General features: G+C 43.1%; 20 protein-coding genes. 11 read left to right on the top strand and 9 right to left on the bottom strand.

Translation table 11 applies throughout. The features are described from left to right. Positions 1-29: 29 nt before the first annotated feature. The 7 genes from JJQ94_RS14745 to JJQ94_RS14715 all read right to left on the bottom strand — a co-directional run bounded on the left by JJQ94_RS14745 (position 30) and on the right by JJQ94_RS14715 (position 9,151). Positions 30-278, bottom strand: coding sequence for a DUF3862 domain-containing protein (locus JJQ94_RS14745; protein WP_099029107.1), 249 nt, complete (start codon positions 276-278; stop codon positions 30-32). A 12-nt stretch (positions 279-290) separates the two neighbouring features. Further along, a complete protein-coding gene (locus JJQ94_RS14740) occupies positions 291-1,115 on the bottom strand; it encodes a CsiV family protein (RefSeq protein WP_099029106.1) in 825 nt (274 codons plus the stop codon). Continuing rightward, a complete protein-coding gene (gene mfd, locus JJQ94_RS14735; protein WP_099029105.1) occupies positions 1,112-4,585 on the bottom strand; it encodes a transcription-repair coupling factor in 3,474 nt (1,157 codons plus the stop codon). The genes JJQ94_RS14740 and mfd overlap by 4 nt, the downstream gene beginning before the upstream one ends. A gap of 16 nt (positions 4,586-4,601) precedes the next feature. Beyond that, positions 4,602-5,492 (bottom strand): carbon-nitrogen hydrolase, encoded by an 891-nt coding sequence (locus JJQ94_RS14730; protein ID WP_017217436.1) that lies wholly within the window; start codon positions 5,490-5,492, stop codon positions 4,602-4,604. Between the two features lie 5 nt (positions 5,493-5,497). After that, the gene (locus JJQ94_RS14725) at positions 5,498-6,535 is read right to left on the bottom strand and encodes an agmatine deiminase family protein (RefSeq protein ID WP_099029104.1); all 1,038 of its coding nucleotides are present in this window, start codon (positions 6,533-6,535) and stop codon (positions 5,498-5,500) included. A 114-nt stretch (positions 6,536-6,649) separates the two neighbouring features. Further along, complete coding sequence (locus JJQ94_RS14720; RefSeq protein WP_099029103.1) at positions 6,650-7,216, bottom strand: PilZ domain-containing protein; 567 nt, start codon at positions 7,214-7,216, stop codon at positions 6,650-6,652. Between the two features lie 66 nt (positions 7,217-7,282). Further along, positions 7,283-9,151 (bottom strand): methyl-accepting chemotaxis protein, encoded by a 1,869-nt coding sequence (locus JJQ94_RS14715; RefSeq protein ID WP_172439894.1) that lies wholly within the window; start codon positions 9,149-9,151, stop codon positions 7,283-7,285. A gap of 165 nt (positions 9,152-9,316) precedes the next feature. Here JJQ94_RS14715 and JJQ94_RS14710 point away from each other — a divergent pair, with 165 nt between their 5' ends. Continuing rightward, entirely contained in the window at positions 9,317-10,276 is a 960-nt protein-coding gene (locus JJQ94_RS14710; RefSeq protein WP_099029101.1) for a DUF4382 domain-containing protein, read from the top strand. Positions 10,277-10,361: 85 nt separating this feature from the next. On the opposite strand, the gene ald is transcribed toward JJQ94_RS14710, so the two are convergent. Then, on the bottom strand, positions 10,362-11,483 hold the full coding sequence (gene ald / locus JJQ94_RS14705; protein ID WP_010372751.1) for an alanine dehydrogenase: 1,122 nt from the start codon (positions 11,481-11,483) through the stop codon (positions 10,362-10,364). 139 nt (positions 11,484-11,622) lie between these two features. Here ald and lrp point away from each other — a divergent pair, with 139 nt between their 5' ends. The 7 genes from lrp (at position 11,623) to rmf (ending at position 19,134) form a co-directional block, all read left to right on the top strand. After that, complete coding sequence (lrp, locus tag JJQ94_RS14700; RefSeq protein ID WP_010372754.1) at positions 11,623-12,102, top strand: leucine-responsive transcriptional regulator Lrp; 480 nt, start codon at positions 11,623-11,625, stop codon at positions 12,100-12,102. Between the two features lie 114 nt (positions 12,103-12,216). Beyond that, positions 12,217-14,820, top strand: coding sequence for a DNA translocase FtsK (locus tag JJQ94_RS14695; RefSeq protein ID WP_099029100.1), 2,604 nt, complete (start codon positions 12,217-12,219; stop codon positions 14,818-14,820). Beyond that, positions 14,820-15,458 (top strand): outer membrane lipoprotein chaperone LolA, encoded by a 639-nt coding sequence (gene lolA, locus JJQ94_RS14690; protein ID WP_099029099.1) that lies wholly within the window; start codon positions 14,820-14,822, stop codon positions 15,456-15,458. The genes JJQ94_RS14695 and lolA overlap by 1 nt, the downstream gene beginning before the upstream one ends. Continuing rightward, a complete protein-coding gene (locus JJQ94_RS14685) occupies positions 15,451-16,791 on the top strand; it encodes a replication-associated recombination protein A (protein ID WP_017217429.1) in 1,341 nt (446 codons plus the stop codon). The genes lolA and JJQ94_RS14685 overlap by 8 nt, the downstream gene beginning before the upstream one ends. Positions 16,792-16,793: 2 nt before the next feature. Further along, entirely contained in the window at positions 16,794-17,174 is a 381-nt protein-coding gene (crcB, locus tag JJQ94_RS14680; RefSeq protein ID WP_099029098.1) for a fluoride efflux transporter CrcB, read from the top strand. A gap of 6 nt (positions 17,175-17,180) precedes the next feature. Continuing rightward, on the top strand, positions 17,181-18,476 hold the full coding sequence (gene serS, locus JJQ94_RS14675; protein ID WP_099029097.1) for a serine--tRNA ligase: 1,296 nt from the start codon (positions 17,181-17,183) through the stop codon (positions 18,474-18,476). 487 nt (positions 18,477-18,963) lie between these two features. Continuing rightward, on the top strand, positions 18,964-19,134 hold the full coding sequence (rmf, locus tag JJQ94_RS14670) for a ribosome modulation factor (RefSeq protein WP_010372771.1): 171 nt from the start codon (positions 18,964-18,966) through the stop codon (positions 19,132-19,134). A gap of 78 nt (positions 19,135-19,212) precedes the next feature. Here the strand turns inward: rmf and fabA are convergent, their stop codons facing one another. Next, positions 19,213-19,728, bottom strand: coding sequence for a 3-hydroxyacyl-[acyl-carrier-protein] dehydratase FabA (gene fabA, locus JJQ94_RS14665; RefSeq protein WP_010372774.1), 516 nt, complete (start codon positions 19,726-19,728; stop codon positions 19,213-19,215). Positions 19,729-19,968: 240 nt separating this feature from the next. Here fabA and JJQ94_RS14660 point away from each other — a divergent pair, with 240 nt between their 5' ends. The 3 genes from JJQ94_RS14660 to JJQ94_RS14650 are packed head-to-tail and all read left to right on the top strand — an operon-like array spanning position 19,969 to position 22,071. Next, positions 19,969-20,823 carry a 6-carboxytetrahydropterin synthase gene (locus tag JJQ94_RS14660; protein WP_099029096.1) on the top strand — a complete coding sequence of 285 codons (855 nt, stop codon included), beginning with the start codon at positions 19,969-19,971 and terminating at the stop codon, positions 20,821-20,823. Next, entirely contained in the window at positions 20,816-21,640 is an 825-nt protein-coding gene (locus tag JJQ94_RS14655) for a M23 family metallopeptidase (protein WP_099029095.1), read from the top strand. The genes JJQ94_RS14660 and JJQ94_RS14655 overlap by 8 nt, the downstream gene beginning before the upstream one ends. Continuing rightward, complete coding sequence (locus JJQ94_RS14650; protein ID WP_010372783.1) at positions 21,637-22,071, top strand: acyl-CoA thioesterase; 435 nt, start codon at positions 21,637-21,639, stop codon at positions 22,069-22,071. The genes JJQ94_RS14655 and JJQ94_RS14650 overlap by 4 nt, the downstream gene beginning before the upstream one ends. Positions 22,072-22,161 lie beyond the last annotated feature (90 nt).

Here is a 22,161-nt window from a genome sequence, read left to right as displayed (position 1 = left end):
TTATTGAGTCTCGATAACAAGTTTCAGGCTTATTCAATACCTCTCTTTGAATAAAGAGTTACTTTATCGGAAAGCAGGGTTACTTTAATGTGCTTGTCTTCGCTTCCCCAAATGCAATTGGTATGTAGCGTTTTCTCTTCACATTTATCAGCAGAGCCAAGAATGTTCTCAACTTCAGCTTTGTCCATGCCTACTTCTAGCTTGTTGTAGTTTTCTAAACTTACTTTAGAACAGCCGACTAGGGTGAGTAGCGCAGCAGCAGTTAGTAATTTTTTCATAGGGTTGCCCGTCTAATGTTTGTATTTTCTTATTTGAAAGATGACCCCAAGTTTGGGGTGATCTAAGTAATGTATGTCGCCGCTATACACGCGCGTATATTGAGACATACGAGCAGTACGAATATCGTTACCGTCTTCGTACTTTAAATCTAAATCTGTGGTCACGTAAAGGTAGTGTCTCACGTGAATTTTAATCAGGCCTTCAAGTTGCCATTGCACTTGCTCTTTTGATTCTTCGATATTAAAGCGATTTGACAATGAAGAAAACAGATCGTCATTTTCAGTTACGCTATAACTGGATGGTGGCGCAAACTGTTTGCCAGCAATAATTTCGATATTGGGAGCACGCTTGTTACTTTGTTCTGGGAATCGCCAACCAGTGTGCAACAGTGGCTTGAGTCCTTTACGTTTTAACTCAGCAATTTTGTTAGAAAAATTAAGCTGGGACTCATTCAACAAATAAATTGAGTCCATATGCTCTTGTGATTCAACCTGCGGCGAAAGAGGCAAAGTGTCGAATTTTTCAACATAGTTTGCATCTGGATCGCAAGAACTAGAGCGCGCGCCTGAGGTTAATTCACGAATAAAATCTTGCTCAGCAAACTGCTCACTGCCTTCCAAGCATAGTTTATAGCCGGTGGTATTAAAACCGTCGAACAATAGTGACTTGATGTTTTTTCGATTGAGTGGTTTAGGTTCAATACTAAAATCTTCTCGCAAAGAGAAACTAGGCTCTTGCTCAAACGCTATCATTTCCACTTCAAACCAACGGGTGGCATTTGCAGACGCGCTACTTACCAAAGCCGCTAGGATGGCCAGACTTTTTATTGTTTTCATGCTACAGCCTTTTTTTCAAAGTCATCAATCATCGCATTAACCAGTTTTAATCTCTCTTGGCCATTTTTTTCTTCGATCAGGAACTTCAGCTTATTCGCGCCTTCCATTCTATAGGTTGACGGGCTACTTTGTATCAATCCTATGATGAATGTTGGGTTAACTTTTGTATGACTACTGAACTCAAAGAAGCCACCTTTGGGGTTTGCTTCGACCTTGTTAATGCCTAGTTGGGTTGCCTTTAGCTTTACAGACTGCACCGCAAAGAGGTTTTTAGCCGCATCAGGCAGTAGCCCAAAGCGGTCGATTAATTCGATTTGCAGCTCATCAAGCTCCGCCAGCGACTTTGTGCTAGCAATGCGTTTATACATGCTAAGGCGAATATTTACATCATGAATGTAATCATCCGGTAGCAGTGCTGGGAACTTAAGGTCCACCTCGCTTTGCTGCTGGAGTAGGTTATCGAGTGTCGGCTCTTTACCATTTTTCAAGGCTTCAACGGCTTGTTCCAGCATTTCCATATACAGCGTAAAACCAACGGTTTGAATTTGACCGCTTTGGTCGTCTCCCAGTAACTCACCCGCACCACGGATCTCTAAATCGTGGGTGGCAAGGGCAAAACCTGCGCCTAGGTCTTCGAGTTGCTCAATGGCCTGTAAGCGCTTGACTGCGTCTTTAGTTAAGGCTTGGCTATTCTTCGTGAGTAGGTATGCGTATGCTTGGTGATGGCTTCGTCCTACACGGCCGCGAAGCTGATGTAACTGTGCCAATCCAAGTTTATCGGCTCTATCCATAATGATGGTATTAGCAGAGGGGATATCGATACCGGTTTCAATAATGGTTGTACACACAAGCACGTTATACTTTTGGTGATAGAACTCACCCATCAAGTGCTCAAGTTCTTTTTCACGCATTTGCCCGTGGGCCGTGGTGACGTTGGCTTCTGGCACGAGCGCCGAGATATCAGCGGTGATCTTGTCTATTGTCTCGACATTATTATGAAGGAAGTAAACCTGTCCACCGCGCTTGATTTCACGCAAAATTGCTTCGCGGATAAGCTCGTCATTGCGCTCTCGCACAAAGGTCTTTACTGCTAATCGTTTGGCTGGCGGTGTCGCGATAATAGAGAGATCACGCATACCACTCATTGCCATATTCAGTGTACGCGGAATGGGGGTAGCGGTAAGGGTAAGAATGTCGACATCCGCTCTTAGCTGCTTAATCTTTTCTTTTTGCCTCACACCAAAGCGATGTTCTTCGTCAACAATCAACAAACCCAAATCGGCGAACTTGATGTTTTCTTGGATAAGCTTATGGGTGCCTATCACAATATCAATTTTGCCTTCTTCAAGTTTTTGTAACGTCTCTTTTTGTTCTTTCGCTGAGTTAAAGCGCGAAAGCACACCGACTTCAACAGGCAGATCGGCAAAACGGTCTTTAAAGTTCTCGAAGTGTTGTTGGGCAAGGAGCGTAGTTGGCACTAAGACAGCCACTTGTTTGCTATCGTTGACGGCAACAAATGCTGCGCGCATGGCCACTTCGGTTTTACCAAAGCCAACATCACCACAAACGAGTCTATCCATTGCAAGGCTTGATTGCATGTCTGCAAGTACGGCTGTGATTGCATTACGTTGATCGTCTGTTTCTTCAAACGGGAAGCTATCAGAAAAGTCTCGATAGGCACTCGCATCTAGCTTAAATGCATAACCCGGTTTACTTTGGCGTTTTGCGTATATGTCTAGGAGTTCAGCAGCAACATCTCTGACTTTTTCAGCCGCTTTGCGTTTTGCTTTTTCCCACGCGTCATTACCCAGTTTATGAAGTGGTGCAGAAGCTTCTTCACCTCCTGAGTAACGACTAAGCATATGGAGTGAAGAGACAGGCACATAAAGTTTAGCGTCATTGGCATAGATGATAGTCACAAACTCGGTAGCAATACCCGCTGCATCTATAGTTTCTAGACCTAAATAGCGGCCTACACCATGATCTAAATGAACAATAGGTTGACCTTCTTTTAACTCAGCGAGGTTTCGGATCAGGGCGTCTTGCCCTTGCTCGTATTTATGTTTACGGCGGCGCTTTTGGGAAATCTTAACACCTAACAGTTCTTGCTCGGTGATGATAGACAGCGATTGTTTATCCAGTAGCTTAACACTGGTAGCAAGTGGAGTGACGACCACACCAACATCTGAGTCGCTAGATACAAACTCTGAAATACGTTTGTAGGGCTTAAGTTTTAGTCCTGTTGGCTTTAATAAGGTGAGCAGTGACTCTCGTCGTCCCTCTGATTCAACACTGAATAACACCCGAGACTTTTGCTTTTTCTCAGCAGCGATGTAATCGAGGATTTTTTGATATGGATTAGCTTGTTTATGCTCAATACGGACATCATCGATTAATTCAGCAGCGACATTGTTATTGCCCGCTTTGGTTCCAAGCGCCGCTTGACTAAGCTTTATTCGAGAGAAGCCGTTAAGGCCTTCAAACAAGGTCTCTATTGGCTGATATAGCTTGACTGGTGAAAGTAGCGGGCGAAGTGGGTCAACTCGGCGACTTTCGTAGCGTTTAGATACGTCTTGCCAAAAGGTTTGCGCTGCAGATTCAATGTCGCCAAAAGGCATAAATACGGTATCTTCAGGCAAATAGTCAAACACCGTCGCTAATGAATCAAAAAAGAGCGGCAAATAGTACTCTATACCCGCAGGCCAGTTCCCTTTACTGACTTGCATATAGATACTGTCTTTTTCACTACTTGCGCCGAACGCTTCGCGGTAATTAATTCTAAAGCGTTCAATGTCTTCTGCATTGGTTGGGAATTCGTGCGCCGGTAATAAATCGATAGCATCAATTTCATTATTTGAGCGTTGGCTTTCGATATCAAAATGACGAATTGAGTCTAACTCATTATCAAAGAAATCTAGTCTAAAGGGGAGTGGGCTACCCATGGGGTATAAATCAATAATGGAGCCTCTAACGGCAAACTCACCATGTTCCATGACCTGCTGGACATGACGATAACCCGCTTGAGTTAAGGTATCACGCAAGCTTTGTGCGTCTACTGTGTCACCTTTTTTAACCTGAAGACTCATGCCGTGGATAAAGCTAGGCGGTGCGGTACGTAGCATGAGGGTTGAAACAGGAATGATGAGTACGGATTGCTTTTCCTGTTTGAGTGTATTTAGCGTCGCAAGACGCTGAGAAATAATGTCTTGATGTGGTGAAAAGTGATCATAGGGTAACGTTTCCCAGTCAGGAAACATCATGACAGGCGTGTCTTTTAAAAGATACGCCAGTTCATGCTCAAGGCGAAGTGCGGAAGGTGTATCGGGGGTGACGAGTACAACTAAGTTGTCATGTTGTTGGATGTGCTCACTCAAACACAGTGATAAGCTACTGCCAACCAAATTACCCCACGAAATTTTATCCTTGTTTGATTTTACCCAAGGTAAATTGTTCCATTGCACATTCGCCATTGATTACTCCTATTTATTAATCGCGATAAATTTTGCAAAGATCCTGATAGTGATCGATTCGTCTGTCTCTTAAATACGGCCAGATGCGACGAACAGATTCACTGCGTGCAAGATCAACATCAACAACCGAGATTTCTTCAGCTTCTTCAGATGCATGCAATAACATTTCACCTTGCGGACCGGTAACAAAAGAATTGCCCCAGAATTGAATACCTTCACTTTGACCTGAAGGGTCTGATTCATGGCCAACACGGTTAACGCTAATCACAGGTACTCCGTTAGAGACTGCATGTGCACGCTGTGCAATTATCCAAGCATCTCGTTGACGAATTTGTTCTGCTTTATCATCGCGAGGATCCCAGCCAATTGCCGTTGGGTAAATTAAAAACTCAGCGCCCGCCATTGCCATCAGGCGCGCACCTTCTGGGAACCATTGATCCCAACACACCAGTACGCCTAATTTGCCTACAGAAGTCTGAATTGGAGTAAAGCCCATGTCGCCAGGGGTGAAGTAAAACTTTTCATAAAAACCTGGGTCATCAGGAATGTGCATTTTACGGTATTTGCCGGCAATCGTACCGTCAGACTCAAGTACAACTGCGGTGTTGTGATAAAGCCCTGTTGCACGCTTTTCAAATAACGACGCAACGATGACAACATTAAGCTCTTTTGCAAGTGCGCCTAGTGAGTCTGTGCTTGGGCCTGGAATGGTTTCCGCTAAGTCGAAGAGATCTGTGTCTTCAGTCTGGCAAAAATACAAGCTGCGGTGCAATTCTTGTAACACGATAAGCTTAGCCCCCTGACTAGCGGCTTTTCGGATACCGTCACAGGTTTTTGCAAAGTTGTTTACGAGATCTGTAGAGTTGCTATGTTGAACAATACCAACTTTGATGTTTTTTTCAGTCATGGTACTTACCTTAAAAAACCTTTTGGTAACTGCATCGTAATACAGTGCAGGCTACCGAATTGATGGATGATTGGTAGGCAGTTAACGCCAATTACCGTTCTTTCTGGGTGGGCAAGAGAGACTTTGTCCAGCGCTTCTTGATCTTTTTCGTCGCCATAGATAGGTACTAATACGGTTTTATTCAAGATCAGATAGTTTGCATAAGTTGCAGGTAATCTTTCACCCTCGTTATCAAACTTAGCACTAGGCCAAGGTAAACTAATTAAACGGTATGGATCGCCATTTGGGGTGCGGAATGTGCGTAGCTGCTGTTCCATTTTATTAAGGGCATCATAGTGCTCGTCTGATTTGTCGTCGCACTTTACATATACCAAGGTATTATCCGGCGCAAAACGCACTAACGTGTCAATATGACTATCCGTATCATCACCGGCTAAGTATCCATGATCAACCCACAAGAAGGACTCTGCACCTAACTCTTTTTGCAACAGTAGTTCTAATTCGGTTTTACTTAGATGTGGATTGCGATTTGGGTTCAACAGACACTCTGAAGTGGTCAATAAGACATTGGACTCGTTAATCTCAATGCCGCCGCCTTCAAGTACCACGTCAACCTTTTCAAAAGTACAGTTTGGGTTGAGGACCTGTTTGGCAAGCTGCTGATTGATCTTATTGTCTAAATCCGCAGCAAACTTGTTACCCCAACCCGTAAAGGTGAAATCTTTGATACATAGATTTCCTGTACTTGTTTGCGTCGTAAGTGGACCGTGGTCACGGGCCCATGTGTCATTGCAAGGCGTAACAACAAAGTGACACTTGGCTAAGCTAACCTCAGCTGTGCAGAGTAAGTTCTCGATATGCTGTTTTAACGCTTTATTATGCGCCACGATAACGACTTCTTGAACTTGGGTAATATGTTGGCAAAGTGCAACGTACACAGGTTCAACGTCACTGAGAATGTCGCTCCAATCGGTATCAGAATGCGGCCAAGTAAGCATGATTGCGTCTTGTGGTGCCCATTCTGGGAGTAAAGTAAAACTCATTAAATCATCACCATATAATAATAAGCCTATAGTTTATCATTAACCTCAGGTGTGTCAGTAAGTTTTGTGAAGATAATTGAGCATTTAAAGGAGGCACTTAATGCGTTAAATGCCTTATTGGTCTTTTTGCTGCTTTAGCTTAAGTTGTCTCGTCTGGGCGTGTAGGCTTGCCCGTACGAGCAACTCTTGATCTGCTTCTCTAATAGCGGTAAAGGCGAGGGTGAATTTACCATCTTGCTTGGCAATGACTTCTGAGTAGCAAAAGATAGCACTGGCTTCATTGCGCAAAAATATTTTAGTTCGTAATGATTGTCCGACTTCATAATTTGCTTCTAACGTTGCGGTCAGGCCGCCGCCGCCGTAGCTGTCACAAAATAGATGACTGTCGTCAGGTTCTTCGGTTGCGAGAATATGGCTGATAATTAAATCAATCTTACGTGATTGCGCCTGCAAATAAGCAGCTAACTCATTGGCAATATCACCCAGATTACGAAGTGGTCGCAGGGCATTAAGATCTAACTCATTAATTTCGTTCGCGAGCTTAAATAGCGGCGGAATTGCAGCTTCTAGTTGATATTCATTTTCTGGAACCATATTGTCATCAACCGGGTAGAGGTTGATCTGAACCTGTTCAGCTATCTGAAAATACTGTTCAAATAAATCCTGCAAATTCGCTTTCATGTTTTATCTCTTGGCATCGCGCCGCTTTACAACTGTCTCTATAGTAACGGTTTAGTTTACCGATAATCAAACTTTGAATTGCTCAAGTAGTTGTTCTTGGGTTGTTATCTTTTCTACTTGAGACTGCATGGTGGCATCAACGCTCTTAGCTTCGCTATACACCGACTCGGAAATACCACGAATTGATGAGCTACTGCTATTCACGTTATTTACAATGTCATTTTGCTCGTTCAGCATATCAGCAATACGTGAATTCAAATCGACAATATGGCGAATGGCACTACGCATATCTTCAAGCGCTGCTCGAGTTTGCTCTGCCTTTTCAACCGTTTTATCGACATAATGTTGGCTTTGCTTCATTACAGTAACCGCGCTTTCTGAACCTGACTGTAGTTGACTTATCATTCCACGGATTTCAGTTGTGGCTTCTTGTGTTCTTTGTGCAAGCGATCTCACTTCGTCTGCAACGACGGCAAAGCCGCGGCCAGACTCACCAGCTCTTGCGGCTTCAATAGCTGCATTGAGCGCTAGGAGGTTAGTTTGCTCTGCGATACTGTTGATAACCGATAATATTTGTTCAATAGCAGCAGACGAGCTTTCTAATTCCGTAACTACGGTCATTGCCGAACTGATTTGATTAGATAGCTCTTGAATCGTCTCCGTTGTTTCTGCAACGATTTTTTCACCTTGGCGAGCAACTTGATCGGTGGTTTTAATTGCTTCAGCGGCTTCATGGGCAGATTGTGTTACTTGATGTTCAGTTGCAGACATGTGTGTTGTTGCTTCATCAAGGACTTTGATACTCGCTAATTGCTCTTGAATCGATAGTTTAGCTTTATTTGCAACCTTAGATGTTTGTTGCGCATCGTTTAAAACTTCATGGCCTAGACCTTGAATATTCGCTATTAGAGACTGTAAGCTGCTGGTAAACGCATTAAAGTTTTGCGCCAGTGCTGCAAATTCGGGTTCATGCTCGGTATTTAATCGTACGGTTAAGTCTGCATTACCGCGTGCGATAGCAGCCATGGCGGTGTTGATTTCATCAAGCGGCTTTAATAATAAGCTAATCACAAAAGAAAGTAGCACAGTCGCGAGTGCCACAGAAATAAAGGCAAATATGGCTGCATTTCTTTGCAGTCGTGAAAGTGCGGCAAAAACGGTGTCTTCATCCAGCATCACCCCTAAATACCAATCTAAGCCTTCGACCTCTTTAAATTGTACTAATTTGTCTTCGCCGTTCACTTCAACGTATTGGATATTTTCCGAAATACTTATATCACCGAGAAATGTACGAGAAGACTTACCATTTAGTTTTACATCAGGGTGTGAGATAGTCGACCCGTCTTTACTCACCATAAAGGCAAAGCCCGCGTCTAGCAGGTTAAACGAGTTAATCATTTCGCCGAGTTTTGCCAAACTAACGTCGTAAAAAATCGCGCCGTTAAATTGGCCTTGTTTAAACACTGGTGCACCGATTGATACCACGATTTCGTTACTTACCGCATCAGCATAAGGTGCTGTGATAATGAGCTTTCGTGCAGTTTTTGCGTCGGTATACCAAGGTCGTTTTCTCGGGTCCCAGTTTGCACCAGGGCTCCAATTTGGATCGCTTGCGACATATTTTCCAGTTTGCTCTTCACCATAACCTATCAGTAGGAAAGAAGTTGTGAGCTGTGGCTGCGAGAGGATAGGAAAGGCTGCGTCTAAAGTGTCAGTGGAAGCAACGAGATTGGTAGCAAGAGCGGCGAGATCGGTTGCTCCTTTCATTTGCGCAGTGACAGTGTTACCAATTCCCTGAATTATTTCATTCACACTTTGTTCGGCTTGCGCTTTGATTGCTGATTGCACGGAAATGTATTGAATAACAGATAAGATCAGTAATGCTGCAAGCAGCACAAGCGCAGAGACGGATACGACTTTGTGTTTAAACTTCACGGCCACACTCCAATAAGTTTGATACATTAAACTTATGACATTTAATAAGAAAATGCCAAACCTTCTACACTGCATTTGAAGGTATTTCAAATTATTGCATTTATATTAATTATTTATTCATGGTGCAATTCCTATTCTTTAATACTTAGAAGAGGAGAAAACATCATGTATAAACCAGTTTTAACAGCAATTGCCTCGGCAATGATACTCGCTGCATGCGGTGGCGGTTCAGGTTCTGATTCAAACGACAACAACACCACGCAACCAACCCAAAAAACCACCGTAAGTGTGGGTGTGTCAGATGCTGCTGTGAATAATCTTGCAGAGGTAAACCTTGTTATTCAACGGCTGACATTTAGAGCATCTGGAAAAGAAGATGTCACATTTGATACCTTGGATGCGCAGGGTAATCCAATGAAAATTAATCTGCTTGAATATACGGGTGATGATATTTATCTAGTTGTAAACGACCAAGAGATTGATGCCGGTGATTATGAGTGGATCAGAGCCGATGTTGTAAACGGTAGTGCGGGGTCTAATTTTGATTTAACCTCTAGCGTGCGTTTTTTAGATGGTAGTCAAGCACCGTTAGCCGTAACCCGTAAAGGTAACGATGGTGTAGGTGAAATCCAACTCAATAACTTCTCGTTAAATGAAGGTGAGAACCAAATCGTATTGGAGTTTGACTTAAATAAGGCGCTGTTGAAGCGCACAAATGATGACACCGTTTATCTAAAACCAACAGCTGTCCGTTTGGAAAATCTGTTAACCAGTTTTGAGATTGAGGGCATGGTTAGCGAGTCTGTGAAAAATGCATGTATGGCAGATAACGCGGACCTAGCTCCTCTAGTCGGAGAATATAAACATGTTGTTTATCTTTATAAAGCGGATGTTGCAGTGCCAAGCGACATCAGTGATGAAGATTCAGCGCCAGTAGCAACCGCAAACTTAGATGCCGAGAGTGAATATGAGATAGCATTTATTGGTTCTGGAGATTACAAAGTAGGGTATTCGTGCTTAGGTCATTTAGATGATGCCGAAACGATAGATGCAGATTTTAGTTTGTATCAAACAAAAGACGTTACGTTAACGCAAGATATCGAAGTGAATTTCGAGACAAACTAATACCATTTAGTCTTTTAAGCAAATTGGTATAACAGAAAACAAAAAGGGCTTCAATTGAAGCCCTTTTTACTACTTAAATTCAAAATTAAGCATTTTCTAGTGCAGCGCGTGGGTCAACGTATTCCATGTTGAAGCCTTCTGCCACTTCTTTACACGTTACTTGACCTTTCAGAACGTTTAGGCCGTCCATAAAGTGCTTGTCATTGAGTAGCGCTTGTTTGTAGCCTAAGTTTGCAAGCTTGATGATGTACGGAAGCGTTGCATTGTTAAGTGCAAACGTTGAAGTACGAGGCACAGCACCAGGCATGTTAGCTACACAGTAGTGAACTACGTCATCAACAATGTATGTTGGTTCTGCATGCGTAGTCGCTTTAGAAGTCGCGATACAGCCACCTTGGTCGATTGCAACGTCAACAATAGCAGCACCAGGCTTCATCGCTTTGATGTGTTCTGCAGTTACAAGCTTAGGAGCCGCTGCACCAGGAATTAGTACGCCGCCGATCACAAGATCTGCTTCTAGTACGTGTTTTTCAAGTGCATCAGCAGTTGAGTAGATAACTTTAGCTTGGCTACCAAATTGTGCATTTAAAGAACGTAATACATCAATGCTACGGTCAAGAATAGTAACGTCTGCGCCTAGACCTACAGCCATTTGCGCTGCGTTACGACCAACCATACCACCACCGATCACAACGACTTTAGCTGGTTCAACGCCAGGTACGCCACCTAGCAGCATACCACGGCCTTCGCGTGACTTTTCAAGCGCTTGAGCACCAGCTTGAATTGACATACGACCAGCAACTTCTGACATTGGCGCTAGCAGTGGAAGACCACCACGCGCATCAGTTACCGTTTCGTATGCGATACAGATAGCACCGCTCTTGATTAGATCTTCTGTTTGTGGAAGATCTGGTGCTAGGTGAAGGTAAGTAAATAGAATTTGATCTTCACGCAGCATTGCGCGCTCAACAGCTTGAGGCTCTTTTACTTTAACAATCATATCAGCAGTAGCAAAAACTTCTGCCGCTGTGTCTAAAACTTTAGCACCAACTTGAACATAATCTTCGTCAGTAAAACCAATGCCGATACCAGCATTTGTTTCAACAACGACTTCGTGACCGTGATTGATTAGTTCACGAACGCTCGCAGGAACCATACCAACGCGGTATTCGTGGTTTTTTATCTCTTTAGGTACACCAATAATCATAATATTCGCCTCAAAATAAGAACGGGGTAAAATTTTTGACTATTATATTTACCTATAGCCAGTGTGTCTCACTGTTTTAATATTTCAATGTAGTGATATACTCTGAATTAATGAATCATTCAGGATAAAAAACTACACTATGTATCAACAACTAGACAGAATCGACAGAAAGATTTTAGTCGAACTTCAGAAAGATGGCAGAATTTCGAACGTAGAATTAGCCAAACGCATAGGATTGAGCGCTACGCCTTGCTTGGAGCGTGTTAAAAAGCTGGAGCGAGAAGGATTTATTCGAGGTTATAAAGCCGTAGTCGATCCTGCTAAGCTTGGACAGGGACTTTTAGTGTTTGTTGAAGTTACAGTGAATAAAAACTCGCCTGATGTGTTCGATAGATTTAATCAAGCAGTAAAGCAGCATGACGAAATTATTGAATGTCATCTTGTTTCCGGTAGTTTCGACTATTTATTGAAAACACGAGTGACCGACATGTCAGAATATCGCGGAGTTTTAGGAGAAATTTTACTTAAACTGCCAAACATCAGTGAAAGTCGCACTTTTGTGGTCATGGAGGAAGTAAAAGGAGAAGAAGGAGAAGTAATAAAACCTTGTGCACCTTGAGGTATTTCTTGGTAAGGTGTAAGTATATACAGCAATACTAACGCAAATCACTAATTTGCTGACGTTTTGGGCTTTTATAGTCCAGAAAAGAAACAGAAAAAAGGTTTAATTACAATGCGCTTAAATGGTGTGCAACGCCTCTTAGAGACAGGTTTGATTGTAAGCACGGCTGCAGCAATATTTATGTTGTGTGCGTTGATAAGTTTCGACCCAGCCGATCCTGCTTGGACTCAATCCGGTGAGTACGTAAAAGTAAACAATATAACTGGTGCTGCCGGAGCTTGGCTGGCAGACATTATGCTGCTGAGTTTCGGTTGGCTGGCGTTTTTGATCCCCGCGGCGCTTCAGTTTCTTGGTTATTTACTGTTTAAAAAGCCGCATAAGCTACTGCAACTAGATTACACCACACTAGGTTTACGTCTTATTGGCGCGACACTGTTTATTACCTCTGCGAGCGCAATCAGCAGCATCAATTTCGATGATATCTATAATTTCTCATCTGGTGGGGTAGTAGGGGATGTGGTTGCTGGTGCAATGATGCCTGCTTTTAACTTTACCGGTACTTCTATACTGTTACTGTGCTTTTTCTTTGCCGGAATGACACTACTTACCGGTGTGTCTTGGGTTGAATTCGTTGATTATTTGGGTGAAAAGGTACTCGCCGGCTTTAGATGGTTAAGCGATAGGCTGACAGCAGAGCGCAATGTAGAGCAAACGCAGTCAGTTTCACAGAAATCTGAGGGCGCTAGCACCAAAACGGATAGAGTAGAAAGTGAGACACCAATAATAGCTACCGAGCGAAAAGAGGATCATGAGCAAGCTGTTCAGCAACAAACCGATACCGAAATTAATATAGATTTCGATGCTGAAGAAGAACCCAGTGGACTTGGCAAATTAAAAGATAAATTGTTCCGCAAAACGAACACTGAACCTGCACCCACGTCTGTACCACCCTCTGATTTACAAGAGAAGAAAGAGCCGTCGGTGTTCGATGAGCTAGATGATATTCTAGAGCAAGAAATCAACTTTTCAGCGATAGAGGATGAGCCACTGGATACTGTCGCGGCATTAAATGCCTTGGACGAAGCACCAGTGCATGAAACCAAAGTGGTTTCTCCGGCAAGGCCTCTTAAGCCTAAAGCACCTGAAAAGGCGGCCAATGGTTATCAGCCTCCACCAAGCGCAAAAGAGCAATTTGAAGCTCTTCTAGAGGCTCAGCCACCTGCGGATCCATTGCCTTCATTAGATCTCTTGGATAGACCGGATAAGGCTAAAAACCCAATTTCGCAAGAAGAGTTAGATCAGGTCTCGCGGTTAGTTGAAACGAAACTATTAGACTTCAATGTCCAGGCGCAGGTAGTTGGTGTGTATCCAGGCCCTGTCGTTACGCGCTTTGAGTTAGATCTCGCGCCGGGCATTAAAGTTGCTAAGATCACGGGTCTAGCAAAAGACTTAGCGCGTTCATTATCTGCAGTCAGTGTACGTGTAGTTGAGGTTATCCCAGGCAAGACGTATGTCGGTTTAGAGCTACCTAACAAACACCGCGAAATCGTACGTTTGTCTGAAGTGATTGGTGCCCCTAAGTTTGAACAAAACCCATCACCTTTGACTATGGTGCTTGGTAAAGATATCGCGGGCCAGCCAGTCGTTGCTGATTTAGCTAAAATGCCACATCTGCTGGTGGCCGGTACCACTGGTTCTGGTAAGTCAGTGGGCGTTAATGTCATGATCTTAAGCTTGTTATATAAGTCGCCGCCAGAAGATGTGCGAATGATCATGATAGACCCAAAAATGCTCGAGCTTTCAGTTTACGAAGGTATCCCACATTTATTATGTGAAGTGGTTACCGATATGAAAGAGGCAGCAAACGCGCTACGCTGGTGTGTGGGGGAAATGGAACGCCGTTACAAGCTGATGTCGGCACTCGGTGTCCGTAACCTTAAAGGTTACAATCAGAAGATTAAAGATGCCAAAGAAGCAGGTCATCCAATTTTAGATCCACTCTTTAAAGATACAGACGGTATGGCGGATGAACCACAAGAGCTAGATAAACTACCGAGTATTGTGGTCGTTATAGACGAATTTGCCGACATGATGATGATTGTTGGTAAAAAAGTAGAAGAGTTAATTGCACGTATTGCACAAAAAGCGCGAGCGGCAGGCATACATTTAGTGCTGGCAACACAGCGCCCATCAGTAGATGTCATTACGGGTTTGATCAAAGCAAATATACCAACGCGAATGGCGTTCCAAGTATCAAGTAAGATTGATTCACGTACAATCTTAGACCAGCAAGGTGCAGAGAACCTGTTGGGTATGGGTGACATGCTCTATCTGCCGCCAGGAACGAGTGTTCCGGTTCGTGTGCATGGCGCGTTTGTTGACGATCATGAAGTACATGCGGTAGTGAGTGACTGGAAAGCAAGAGGCAAACCAAACTACGTAGAAGAAATTTTATGCGGTGAAGCAACCGAGGATATTTTACTACCTGGTGAAGCACCGGAAGGTGGGGATGAAGAGTCTGATCCACTTTACGATGAAGCCGTTGGGTTTGTTATTGAAACAGGCAAAGTGTCTGTTTCGAGTGTACAACGTAAGTTAAGGGTTGGTTATAACCGTGCCGCTCGATTAGTTGAGCAAATGGAAATGTCTGGAGTGGTAAGTGCTCCTGGTCATAATGGTGCACGAGATGTATTGGTAAAAGGTGGAGCCAATTAATGAAAAAATTTAAGCAAATTGTGTTGCTAACGGTACTGTCAAACCTCTTTATTCAGCCTGTGTGGGCTGACGAAGCTGCGATGCAAAGTCTAAAAGGAAGACTGGCTGAATTAACCAGTTTTCAAGGTAAGTTTGAGCAAATCGTTAAAGATCAAGAAGGCAATGAGTTGCAAACTGGCGAAGGGGAGATAACCTTAGCGCAGCCACTTAAAATCCGCTGGCAACAAGAGATGCCGGATGACACTTTATTTGTATCAAGCGGAGCAACAACCTATTACTACGATACGTTTGCTGAGCAAGTGACTATCCTAGATACGACTAAACTTATTGATACTACGCCATTTGTGCTACTTACGACCCAAGAGGACAGTCAATGGTTGAAGTACAACGTAGCTCTTAACGGTCAAGAATATCTGATCACGCCAAAAAACAAAGTAGACTCGCAGGTAGAGCAATTAACACTGCGTTTTGATGATAAAAGCGATGGCTTAGCACTATTGAAAGTGAACGATATTTCAGGTCAAGTCTCTACGTTTAGCTTTAAGGAAAGCAAAGTCAATGTACCAGTAAAAGAGAGTTTGTTTGAGTTTACAATTCCACAAGGAGTGGTCGTTGACGACCAAAGAGGCAGTGACTAGTTTAGGGTTTGATTTTACACCAGATGTACGACCGTTGGCCGCAAGAATGCGGCCAACCTCGTTAGAGCATTATGTTGGGCAGAGCCATATTTTGTCCAAGGGCTCTGTACTTTATCGTGCGATTGAATCTGGACGCTGTCATAGCCTAATCCTTTGGGGGCCACCCGGAGTGGGTAAAACCACCCTTGCTGAGATCATTGCCAACTATGCGGATGCAGAGCTTATCAAGCTTTCCGCTGTCAGCGCGGGAATTAAAGAGGTTCGTGAAGCGGTCGTCGATGCTAAAAATCGATTAGCTCAGTTTGGTAGACGTACGCTGTTATTTGTTGATGAAGTACATCGCTTTAACAAATCCCAACAAGACGGGTTTTTACCTCATATTGAAGATGGCACCTTTATTTTTATTGGCGCGACCACTGAAAACCCTTCTTTTGCACTGAATAACGCGATCTTGTCTCGCGCGCGTGTCTATACCTTACAATCGCTTGTAGAGGATGAATTAGGTCAAGTACTCAAAGATGCGTTGTCACGCGATGAACAGCTGTCGAAATTAGCGATCACCATTGATGACAGCGCGCTTGAACTCATTGCCAAAGCGGCTTCGGGAGATGCTAGAAAGGCACTTAATCTGCTGGAGCAGGCGGTTGACTTAAGTTTTGAGCCAAACTCAAACACTCATTTGGTGAATGAACTCGTACTAAAACAAGTATTGCCCAGTCAATTATCAAGTTATGACAATAAGGGCGACTTATATTATGACCTAATCTCAGCGTTTCATAAGTCAGTTCGCGGCAGCGCACCAGATGCAGCACTTTATTGGTATTGCAAGATACTGGCAGGCGGAGGCGATCCGCTATATGTTGCAAGGCGATTGTTGGCGATCGCCACTGAAGATATCGGCAATGCAGATCCAAGAGCGATGCAAGTTGCGTTAAATGCTTGGGATATATTTCATCGTGTTGGGCCAAGCGAAGGAGAGCGTGCGATAGCACAGGCAACGCTTTATCTCGCGAGTGCGCCAAAAAGTAATGCGGTCTACATGGCGTTCAATCAAGCTAAACGCGATGCTGCAAGTGATCCGAATTACCCCGTACCTGAACATCTCAGAAACGCACCGACAAAACTAATGAAAGAGCTGGGTTTTGGCGAAGAATACCGTTATGCACATAATGAACCCGGCGCCTTTGCTGCCGGAGAAAATTACTTCCCAGAGGCCATTCAAGAGCGACAATATTATCAACCCACAGACAGGGGACTTGAGAAACAAATCGCCGACAAGCTCAACTATCTACAGACGCAAAATGCGCAGAGTAGCACCAAGAGGTACAAGTAGCGATGCTGATAACTTATCTCACAATTGCGCTAGGTGGAGCGTTTGGTGCAATGTTACGCTTTTTTATCAGCGATATGTCGATAAAACTCTTAGGTAAGGGATTCCCTTTTGGGACGTTGATCGTTAATATTCTTGGTTCATTATTGATGGGTGTGCTTTACGGTTTAATTGAAAAAGAAGTTATTTCAGTTTCTCCATCTAAAACTTTGATAGGTATTGGCTTTTTAGGTGCGCTGACTACTTTTTCTACATTCTCAATGGATTCCTTGTTGTTACTTCAACAAGGGCAATATGTGAAAATGGCGTTTAACGTCACATTAAACGTGGTGGCGTGTATCTTTATGGCCTGGGTTGGTCTCTGCCTCATCATGCAAAAAGGTTAAAAAACAATGTTAGATTCTAAATACTTTCGTCAAGACATCGAGGAAGCTGCTGCGCGTTTGAAAAAGCGTGGTTTTGAACTCGATGTTGCTAAGATCACCGAATTAGAAGAAAAGCGCAAAGCGCTACAAACCAAAACTCAGGAATTACAGAGTGAGCGTAACAGTTCCTCCAAAGCGATTGGTCAAGCTAAAGCGAAAGGGGAAGACGTTCAACCTTTACTAGATGCTGTTGCAAACTTGGGCGACCAATTAAGTGCGGCAAAAGAAGAGCAGGATAAAATTCTTGCTGAACTCAATGACTACGCAATGTTGTTGCCAAATCTCCCTGCTGAAGAGGTACCTGCAGGCGCTGATGAGTCTGAGAATGTTGAGATCAGCACTTGGGGTGAGCCAAAGCAGTTTGATTTTGAAGTTAAAGACCATGTTGACCTTGGTGAAGCGCTTGATAAGGGCCTTGATTTCGAAACAGGTGTTAAGTTAAGTGGTTCTCGCTTTACAGTGATGCGCGGTGGCGTAGCGCGTATGCATCGAGCGCTTGTACAACTGATGCTGGATACCCACACTGAGCAAAATGGCTATACAGAAATGTATGTACCATACCTTGTGAACAAAGCGAGCTTATTTGGCACAGGCCAGCTTCCTAAGTTTGCAGAAGATTTGTTCCATACAGAAGCATTATCTGAAGACCAAGATGGCTTTAGTCTAATTCCGACGGCAGAAGTACCGTTAACTAACTGTGCTCGAGACGTTATTTATGACGAAAAAGAGCTGCCGATTAAGATGACGGCGCACACGCCTTGTTTTAGAAGCGAAGCAGGTAGCTATGGGCGTGATACGCGCGGACTTATCCGCCAACACCAGTTTGATAAGGTTGAACTTGTCCAGCTTGTAAAACCTGAAGACTCAATGGCAGCGTTAGAAGAATTAACAGGTCATGCAGAGCAAATTTTACAAGCTCTTGGTTTACCTTATAGAAAAGTAGTGCTTTGTACTGGAGACATGGGTTTCGGTGCGACGAAAACGTACGATTTGGAAGTTTGGTTACCAGCGCAGAATACTTACAGAGAAATCTCTTCTTGTTCAAACATGTGGGATTTCCAAGCGCGCCGTATGCAAGCGCGTTTCCGCCGTAGCGGTGAGAAGAAGCCAGAGCTACTTCATACACTTAATGGTTCAGGTTTAGCTGTAGGTCGTACTCTGGTTGCGATTTTAGAAAACTACCAGCAGGCAGATGGATCAATTATTGTGCCTGATGCATTAAAACCATATATGGGTGGTGTAGAGGTTATTAAAGCAAGCTAAGATAGTACTGCTTAATTGAGCTTTGCTCGATTTAAAAACTCAAGTTATTGAAAAGAGGTTGGATTCGTCCAGCCTCTTTTTATTACTATATTATGAATGTTTTTTTACATCAAAATGTAGAAAAATAAAGTCACAAATGTTGTTTTCGTATCTTAATCATCTGAACTTTTCTATTTAATTAAATTAATTATGCTTTTTTATTTCGGCTGCACAAGAATTACATTTCTGATCGTTGCATGACTCGCTGAGATGTGATTTATTGAAGGTATGGGTTTGGCCAAATCTCATCGGTAAGTAGCGCATCTGTATGAAATACAATGTCGCTCGTGTTTAACTTTTCTCAATAAAATCTTAAATTTAAATTGTTAGTACGAATCGTCATATATCGTAAGTCACTATCTTCGTTTTGAATGACGTTCGTTCAAGTTTGAACTACGCAGCATTAGAAACGCTAATGCTGATCGAGAAAAAGGTGAGGATATTACCTATGAAGAGACAGAAAAGAGACCGTTTAGAAAGAGCACATTCACAAGGATTTAAGGCTGGATTAGCCGGTCGGTCTAAAGAAAATTGTCCCTATCAACAAGTAGAACACAGATCAGAATGGTTAGGCGGATGGCGAGAAGCGATGGATAATCGCAACATCTTTAAAACCTGATACCGAATTTTAGGAGAGCAAAGCCCCATCTGGGGCTTTGTGTGTTTTTAAAGCTATAAAACGATAACAGCGAAAATGTTAAAATGCGCTGGTATCTTGGAAAAGACCTACTTTCAAATCTTTTGCTTCATAGATCACGCGACCGTCAACTTCGACGATACCATCTGCTAGACCCATAAATAGCTTACGTTTGATAACGCGCTTCATTTCAATGCGATAAGTCACTTTTTTAGCAGTCGGTAAGATTTGACCCGTAAACTTCACTTCACCCACACCGAGTGCACGACCAAGACCAGGACCACCAGACCAACCAAGGAAGAAGCCAACCAATTGCCACATCGCATCCAAACCTAAACAACCGGGCATTACTGGATCACCTTTAAAGTGGCAGTCGAAGAACCACAGATCTGGGTTGATGTCGAGTTCAGCAATAATTTGACCTTTACCATGCTCACCACCGTCATCATTAATTTGAACGATGCGATCCATCATTAACATGTTGTCGCTAGGTAGGCGGCAGTTGCCCTCACCAAACATTTCTCCGCGACCACATAAAATAAGTTCTTCTTTTGTATAGCTGTTCTTTGGTTCCATAAATCTTCTTCTTAACTTGCAAATTGACGCTACTTTAGCGTACAGATGTACGCTAAACAACTCCGAACAGTTAAAAACCGTACGGAGACTTGTAAATTTTGCGCTAAAGATATGTCTATTTGATTAAATTTCAAAAAATTGAAGAGATTAAATGCAAATCAGTTCCAATTGGGGGCGATTTATAATGTGAAAATCATTATAATCGGGGATGATTTTTTAGCAGGCTATTTTGGGTGATCTATGATCCTTTTTGTTGACTCTTTAACCGTAATTGATTTTTCGTACCTTTGCCCACGTCGTGGTGCGGTAGGTGAAAGTTGGATCACCGACATTGTGTTGCATGGTGAGCTAAACGAAGAATCTATGGTGTTAGATTTTGCAAAAGTTAAAAAGCAAATCAAACGTATTATCGACGAAAAGCTGGACCATAAATTAGCGGTACCCAGCGCGTTTGCGTGTAATGCAAAACACAGTGAAGGCCGATTTGAATTTGATATGCAATTTGATGGAAATCACTTAGCCATGAATGCACCTGAAGAAGCAGTGTGTGTAGTGGAAGGGGATGAAATCAATGAAGCTAATGCAATCGCTTACCTTAAGTCTGTTATTATGCCGCATATGCCTGAAAATGTGAAAGATTTAGATATAACGCTGCGTCCAGAGGCCGCAACTGGCTTCTATTATCACTATAGCCATGGCTTAAAGAAACACGATGGTAACTGTCAGCGTATTATTCATGGTCACCGTTCATTGATTGGTGTGAAGCTAAATGATATCAGCATGCCTAGATTACAAAAACAATGGGCGGATAAATGGCAAGATATTTATCTTGGCAGTGAAGAAGACTTGATTGATCCTAGTTTGCTTCAGTATGTAACCGCTCAAGATGAAGATTATGCGTTCGCGTATACCTCGTCGCAGGGATATTTTGAGTTGGCGATCAGCAAATCACGTTGCGATATATTACCTTGCGATACAACAGTTGAATGTATTGCGGACTATCTTGCAGGCCAAATAAAGGCGCAAAATCCACATGATAAGGTTGAAGTAAGAGCGTACGAAGGGGTTGGAAAAGGAGCGATTGCGTATGCTTAAACGTGCAATTGTTATATTGCTAGCGAGCACCACATTATTTGCTGAGGCGCTTGAATTAAAAGGTAACCTGACACAAGGTGGCTTGGTCGTCGGCAAGCTTGAGAATGCAACTGAGATAAAGCTAAACGAAACAGAATTAAAGCGCTCTAAAGATGGCTATTTCGTGTTTGGTTTTGGCCGTGATGCTGAACTTAACCACATCTTGAGTTGGCAATCTGATGATGGTCAAAAGCATCGCCAAGCGATAGTGATCACGAAACGAGATTACGATATAGACAAGATCACGGGGGTTGCGAAAAAGTATGTTTCGCCACCAGAGTCGGTGCTAAAGCGCATACGTGAAGAAGCACAAGCCGTGTCAAAAGCAAGACAAGGCAATTCGGATTTATTATTCTTTAAAGACCCCGTTTTCAGACCTGCGAAGGGCCGTATTTCAGGTGTTTATGGTAGCCAAAGATATTTTAATGGTGAGCCAAAACGACCACATTTTGGATTAGATATCGCAAATAAAACAGGTGAGCCGGTCTTAGCGCCGGTATCGGGTAAAGTGGTGTTTGCAAATCCAGATCTTTATTACAGTGGCGGCACTTTGATTATCGATCACGGTCACGGTATTACCTCTACGTATATCCACCTTAGTAAACTGGATGTTAAGGTTGGCGATACGGTAAAAACAGGCGATAAAATCGCTGAAATTGGCGCGACGGGCAGGGTAACTGGCCCGCATTTGGATTGGCGCTTTAATTGGTTCGGGGAGCGGCTCGATCCAGCTCTACTTATGAAAGATACACTAGCGGATAAAGCAGTACAAAAATGACAGACGAACAAAGACAAGCTATTGTTGAGCAACGCATTAAAAGCTCAATCACACACGTAACAAAGACCGTATTCCCTGGCCGTACAAACCATCATAACACTTTATTTGGTGGTGATGCACTGGCTTGGATGGACGAAGTTGCCTTTATTGCTGCAACGCGTTTTTGTCGCAAACCTTTGGTAACGATCTCTTCAGATCGAGTCGATTTCAAAGAGGCAATTCCTGCTGGTACTTTTGCCGAATTAGTATCGAAAGTAGTGCATGTTGGTAATACCAGCTTAAAGGTTGATGTTGAAATCTATCTTGAAAGAATGCACAAAGATGATAAACACTTAGCAATTACAGGTAGTTTTACCTTTGTTGCTGTGGATGACAATCATAGGCCGACTCCAGTGGTTTGTGACAAAATGCTAAACGGCTTTGATAGCTAGTTTTTCGCTAAGATTTTATTTTTTAAAATCTCTAAAGCAAATATAGGGCTTAGCCCTATATTTAATAGCAGGTAAAGAACACATCATACA

It is taken from the genome of Pseudoalteromonas sp. GCY (genome assembly GCF_016695175.1).
Classification (GTDB): Bacteria; Pseudomonadota; Gammaproteobacteria; order Enterobacterales; family Alteromonadaceae; genus Pseudoalteromonas.
This window is presented reverse-complemented; position numbering and strand designations above follow the sequence as displayed.

Excerpts from the sequence above, each read along its gene's own strand:
- serS (WP_099029097.1), top strand. The coding sequence starts at position 17,181 with ATGTTAGATTCTAAATACTTTCGTCAAGACATCGAGGAAGCTGCTGCG.
- JJQ94_RS14740 (WP_099029106.1), bottom strand. The coding sequence starts at position 1,115 with ATGAAAACAATAAAAAGTCTGGCCATCCTAGCGGCTTTGGTAAGTAGC.
- lrp (WP_010372754.1), top strand. The coding sequence starts at position 11,623 with ATGTATCAACAACTAGACAGAATCGACAGAAAGATTTTAGTCGAACTT.
- JJQ94_RS14720 (WP_099029103.1), bottom strand. The coding sequence starts at position 7,216 with ATGAAAGCGAATTTGCAGGATTTATTTGAACAGTATTTTCAGATAGCT.
- mfd (WP_099029105.1), bottom strand. The coding sequence starts at position 4,585 with ATGGCGAATGTGCAATGGAACAATTTACCTTGGGTAAAATCAAACAAG.
- JJQ94_RS14650 (WP_010372783.1), top strand. The coding sequence starts at position 21,637 with ATGACAGACGAACAAAGACAAGCTATTGTTGAGCAACGCATTAAAAGC.
- JJQ94_RS14730 (WP_017217436.1), bottom strand. The coding sequence starts at position 5,492 with ATGACTGAAAAAAACATCAAAGTTGGTATTGTTCAACATAGCAACTCT.
- lolA (WP_099029099.1), top strand. The coding sequence starts at position 14,820 with ATGAAAAAATTTAAGCAAATTGTGTTGCTAACGGTACTGTCAAACCTC.
- crcB (WP_099029098.1), top strand. The coding sequence starts at position 16,794 with ATGCTGATAACTTATCTCACAATTGCGCTAGGTGGAGCGTTTGGTGCA.
- JJQ94_RS14695 (WP_099029100.1), top strand. The coding sequence starts at position 12,217 with ATGCGCTTAAATGGTGTGCAACGCCTCTTAGAGACAGGTTTGATTGTA.
- JJQ94_RS14725 (WP_099029104.1), bottom strand. The coding sequence starts at position 6,535 with ATGAGTTTTACTTTACTCCCAGAATGGGCACCACAAGACGCAATCATG.
- ald (WP_010372751.1), bottom strand. The coding sequence starts at position 11,483 with ATGATTATTGGTGTACCTAAAGAGATAAAAAACCACGAATACCGCGTT.
- rmf (WP_010372771.1), top strand. The coding sequence starts at position 18,964 with ATGAAGAGACAGAAAAGAGACCGTTTAGAAAGAGCACATTCACAAGGA.
- JJQ94_RS14655 (WP_099029095.1), top strand. The coding sequence starts at position 20,816 with ATGCTTAAACGTGCAATTGTTATATTGCTAGCGAGCACCACATTATTT.
- JJQ94_RS14745 (WP_099029107.1), bottom strand. The coding sequence starts at position 278 with ATGAAAAAATTACTAACTGCTGCTGCGCTACTCACCCTAGTCGGCTGT.
- fabA (WP_010372774.1), bottom strand. The coding sequence starts at position 19,728 with ATGGAACCAAAGAACAGCTATACAAAAGAAGAACTTATTTTATGTGGT.
- JJQ94_RS14660 (WP_099029096.1), top strand. The coding sequence starts at position 19,969 with ATGATCCTTTTTGTTGACTCTTTAACCGTAATTGATTTTTCGTACCTT.
- JJQ94_RS14710 (WP_099029101.1), top strand. The coding sequence starts at position 9,317 with ATGTATAAACCAGTTTTAACAGCAATTGCCTCGGCAATGATACTCGCT.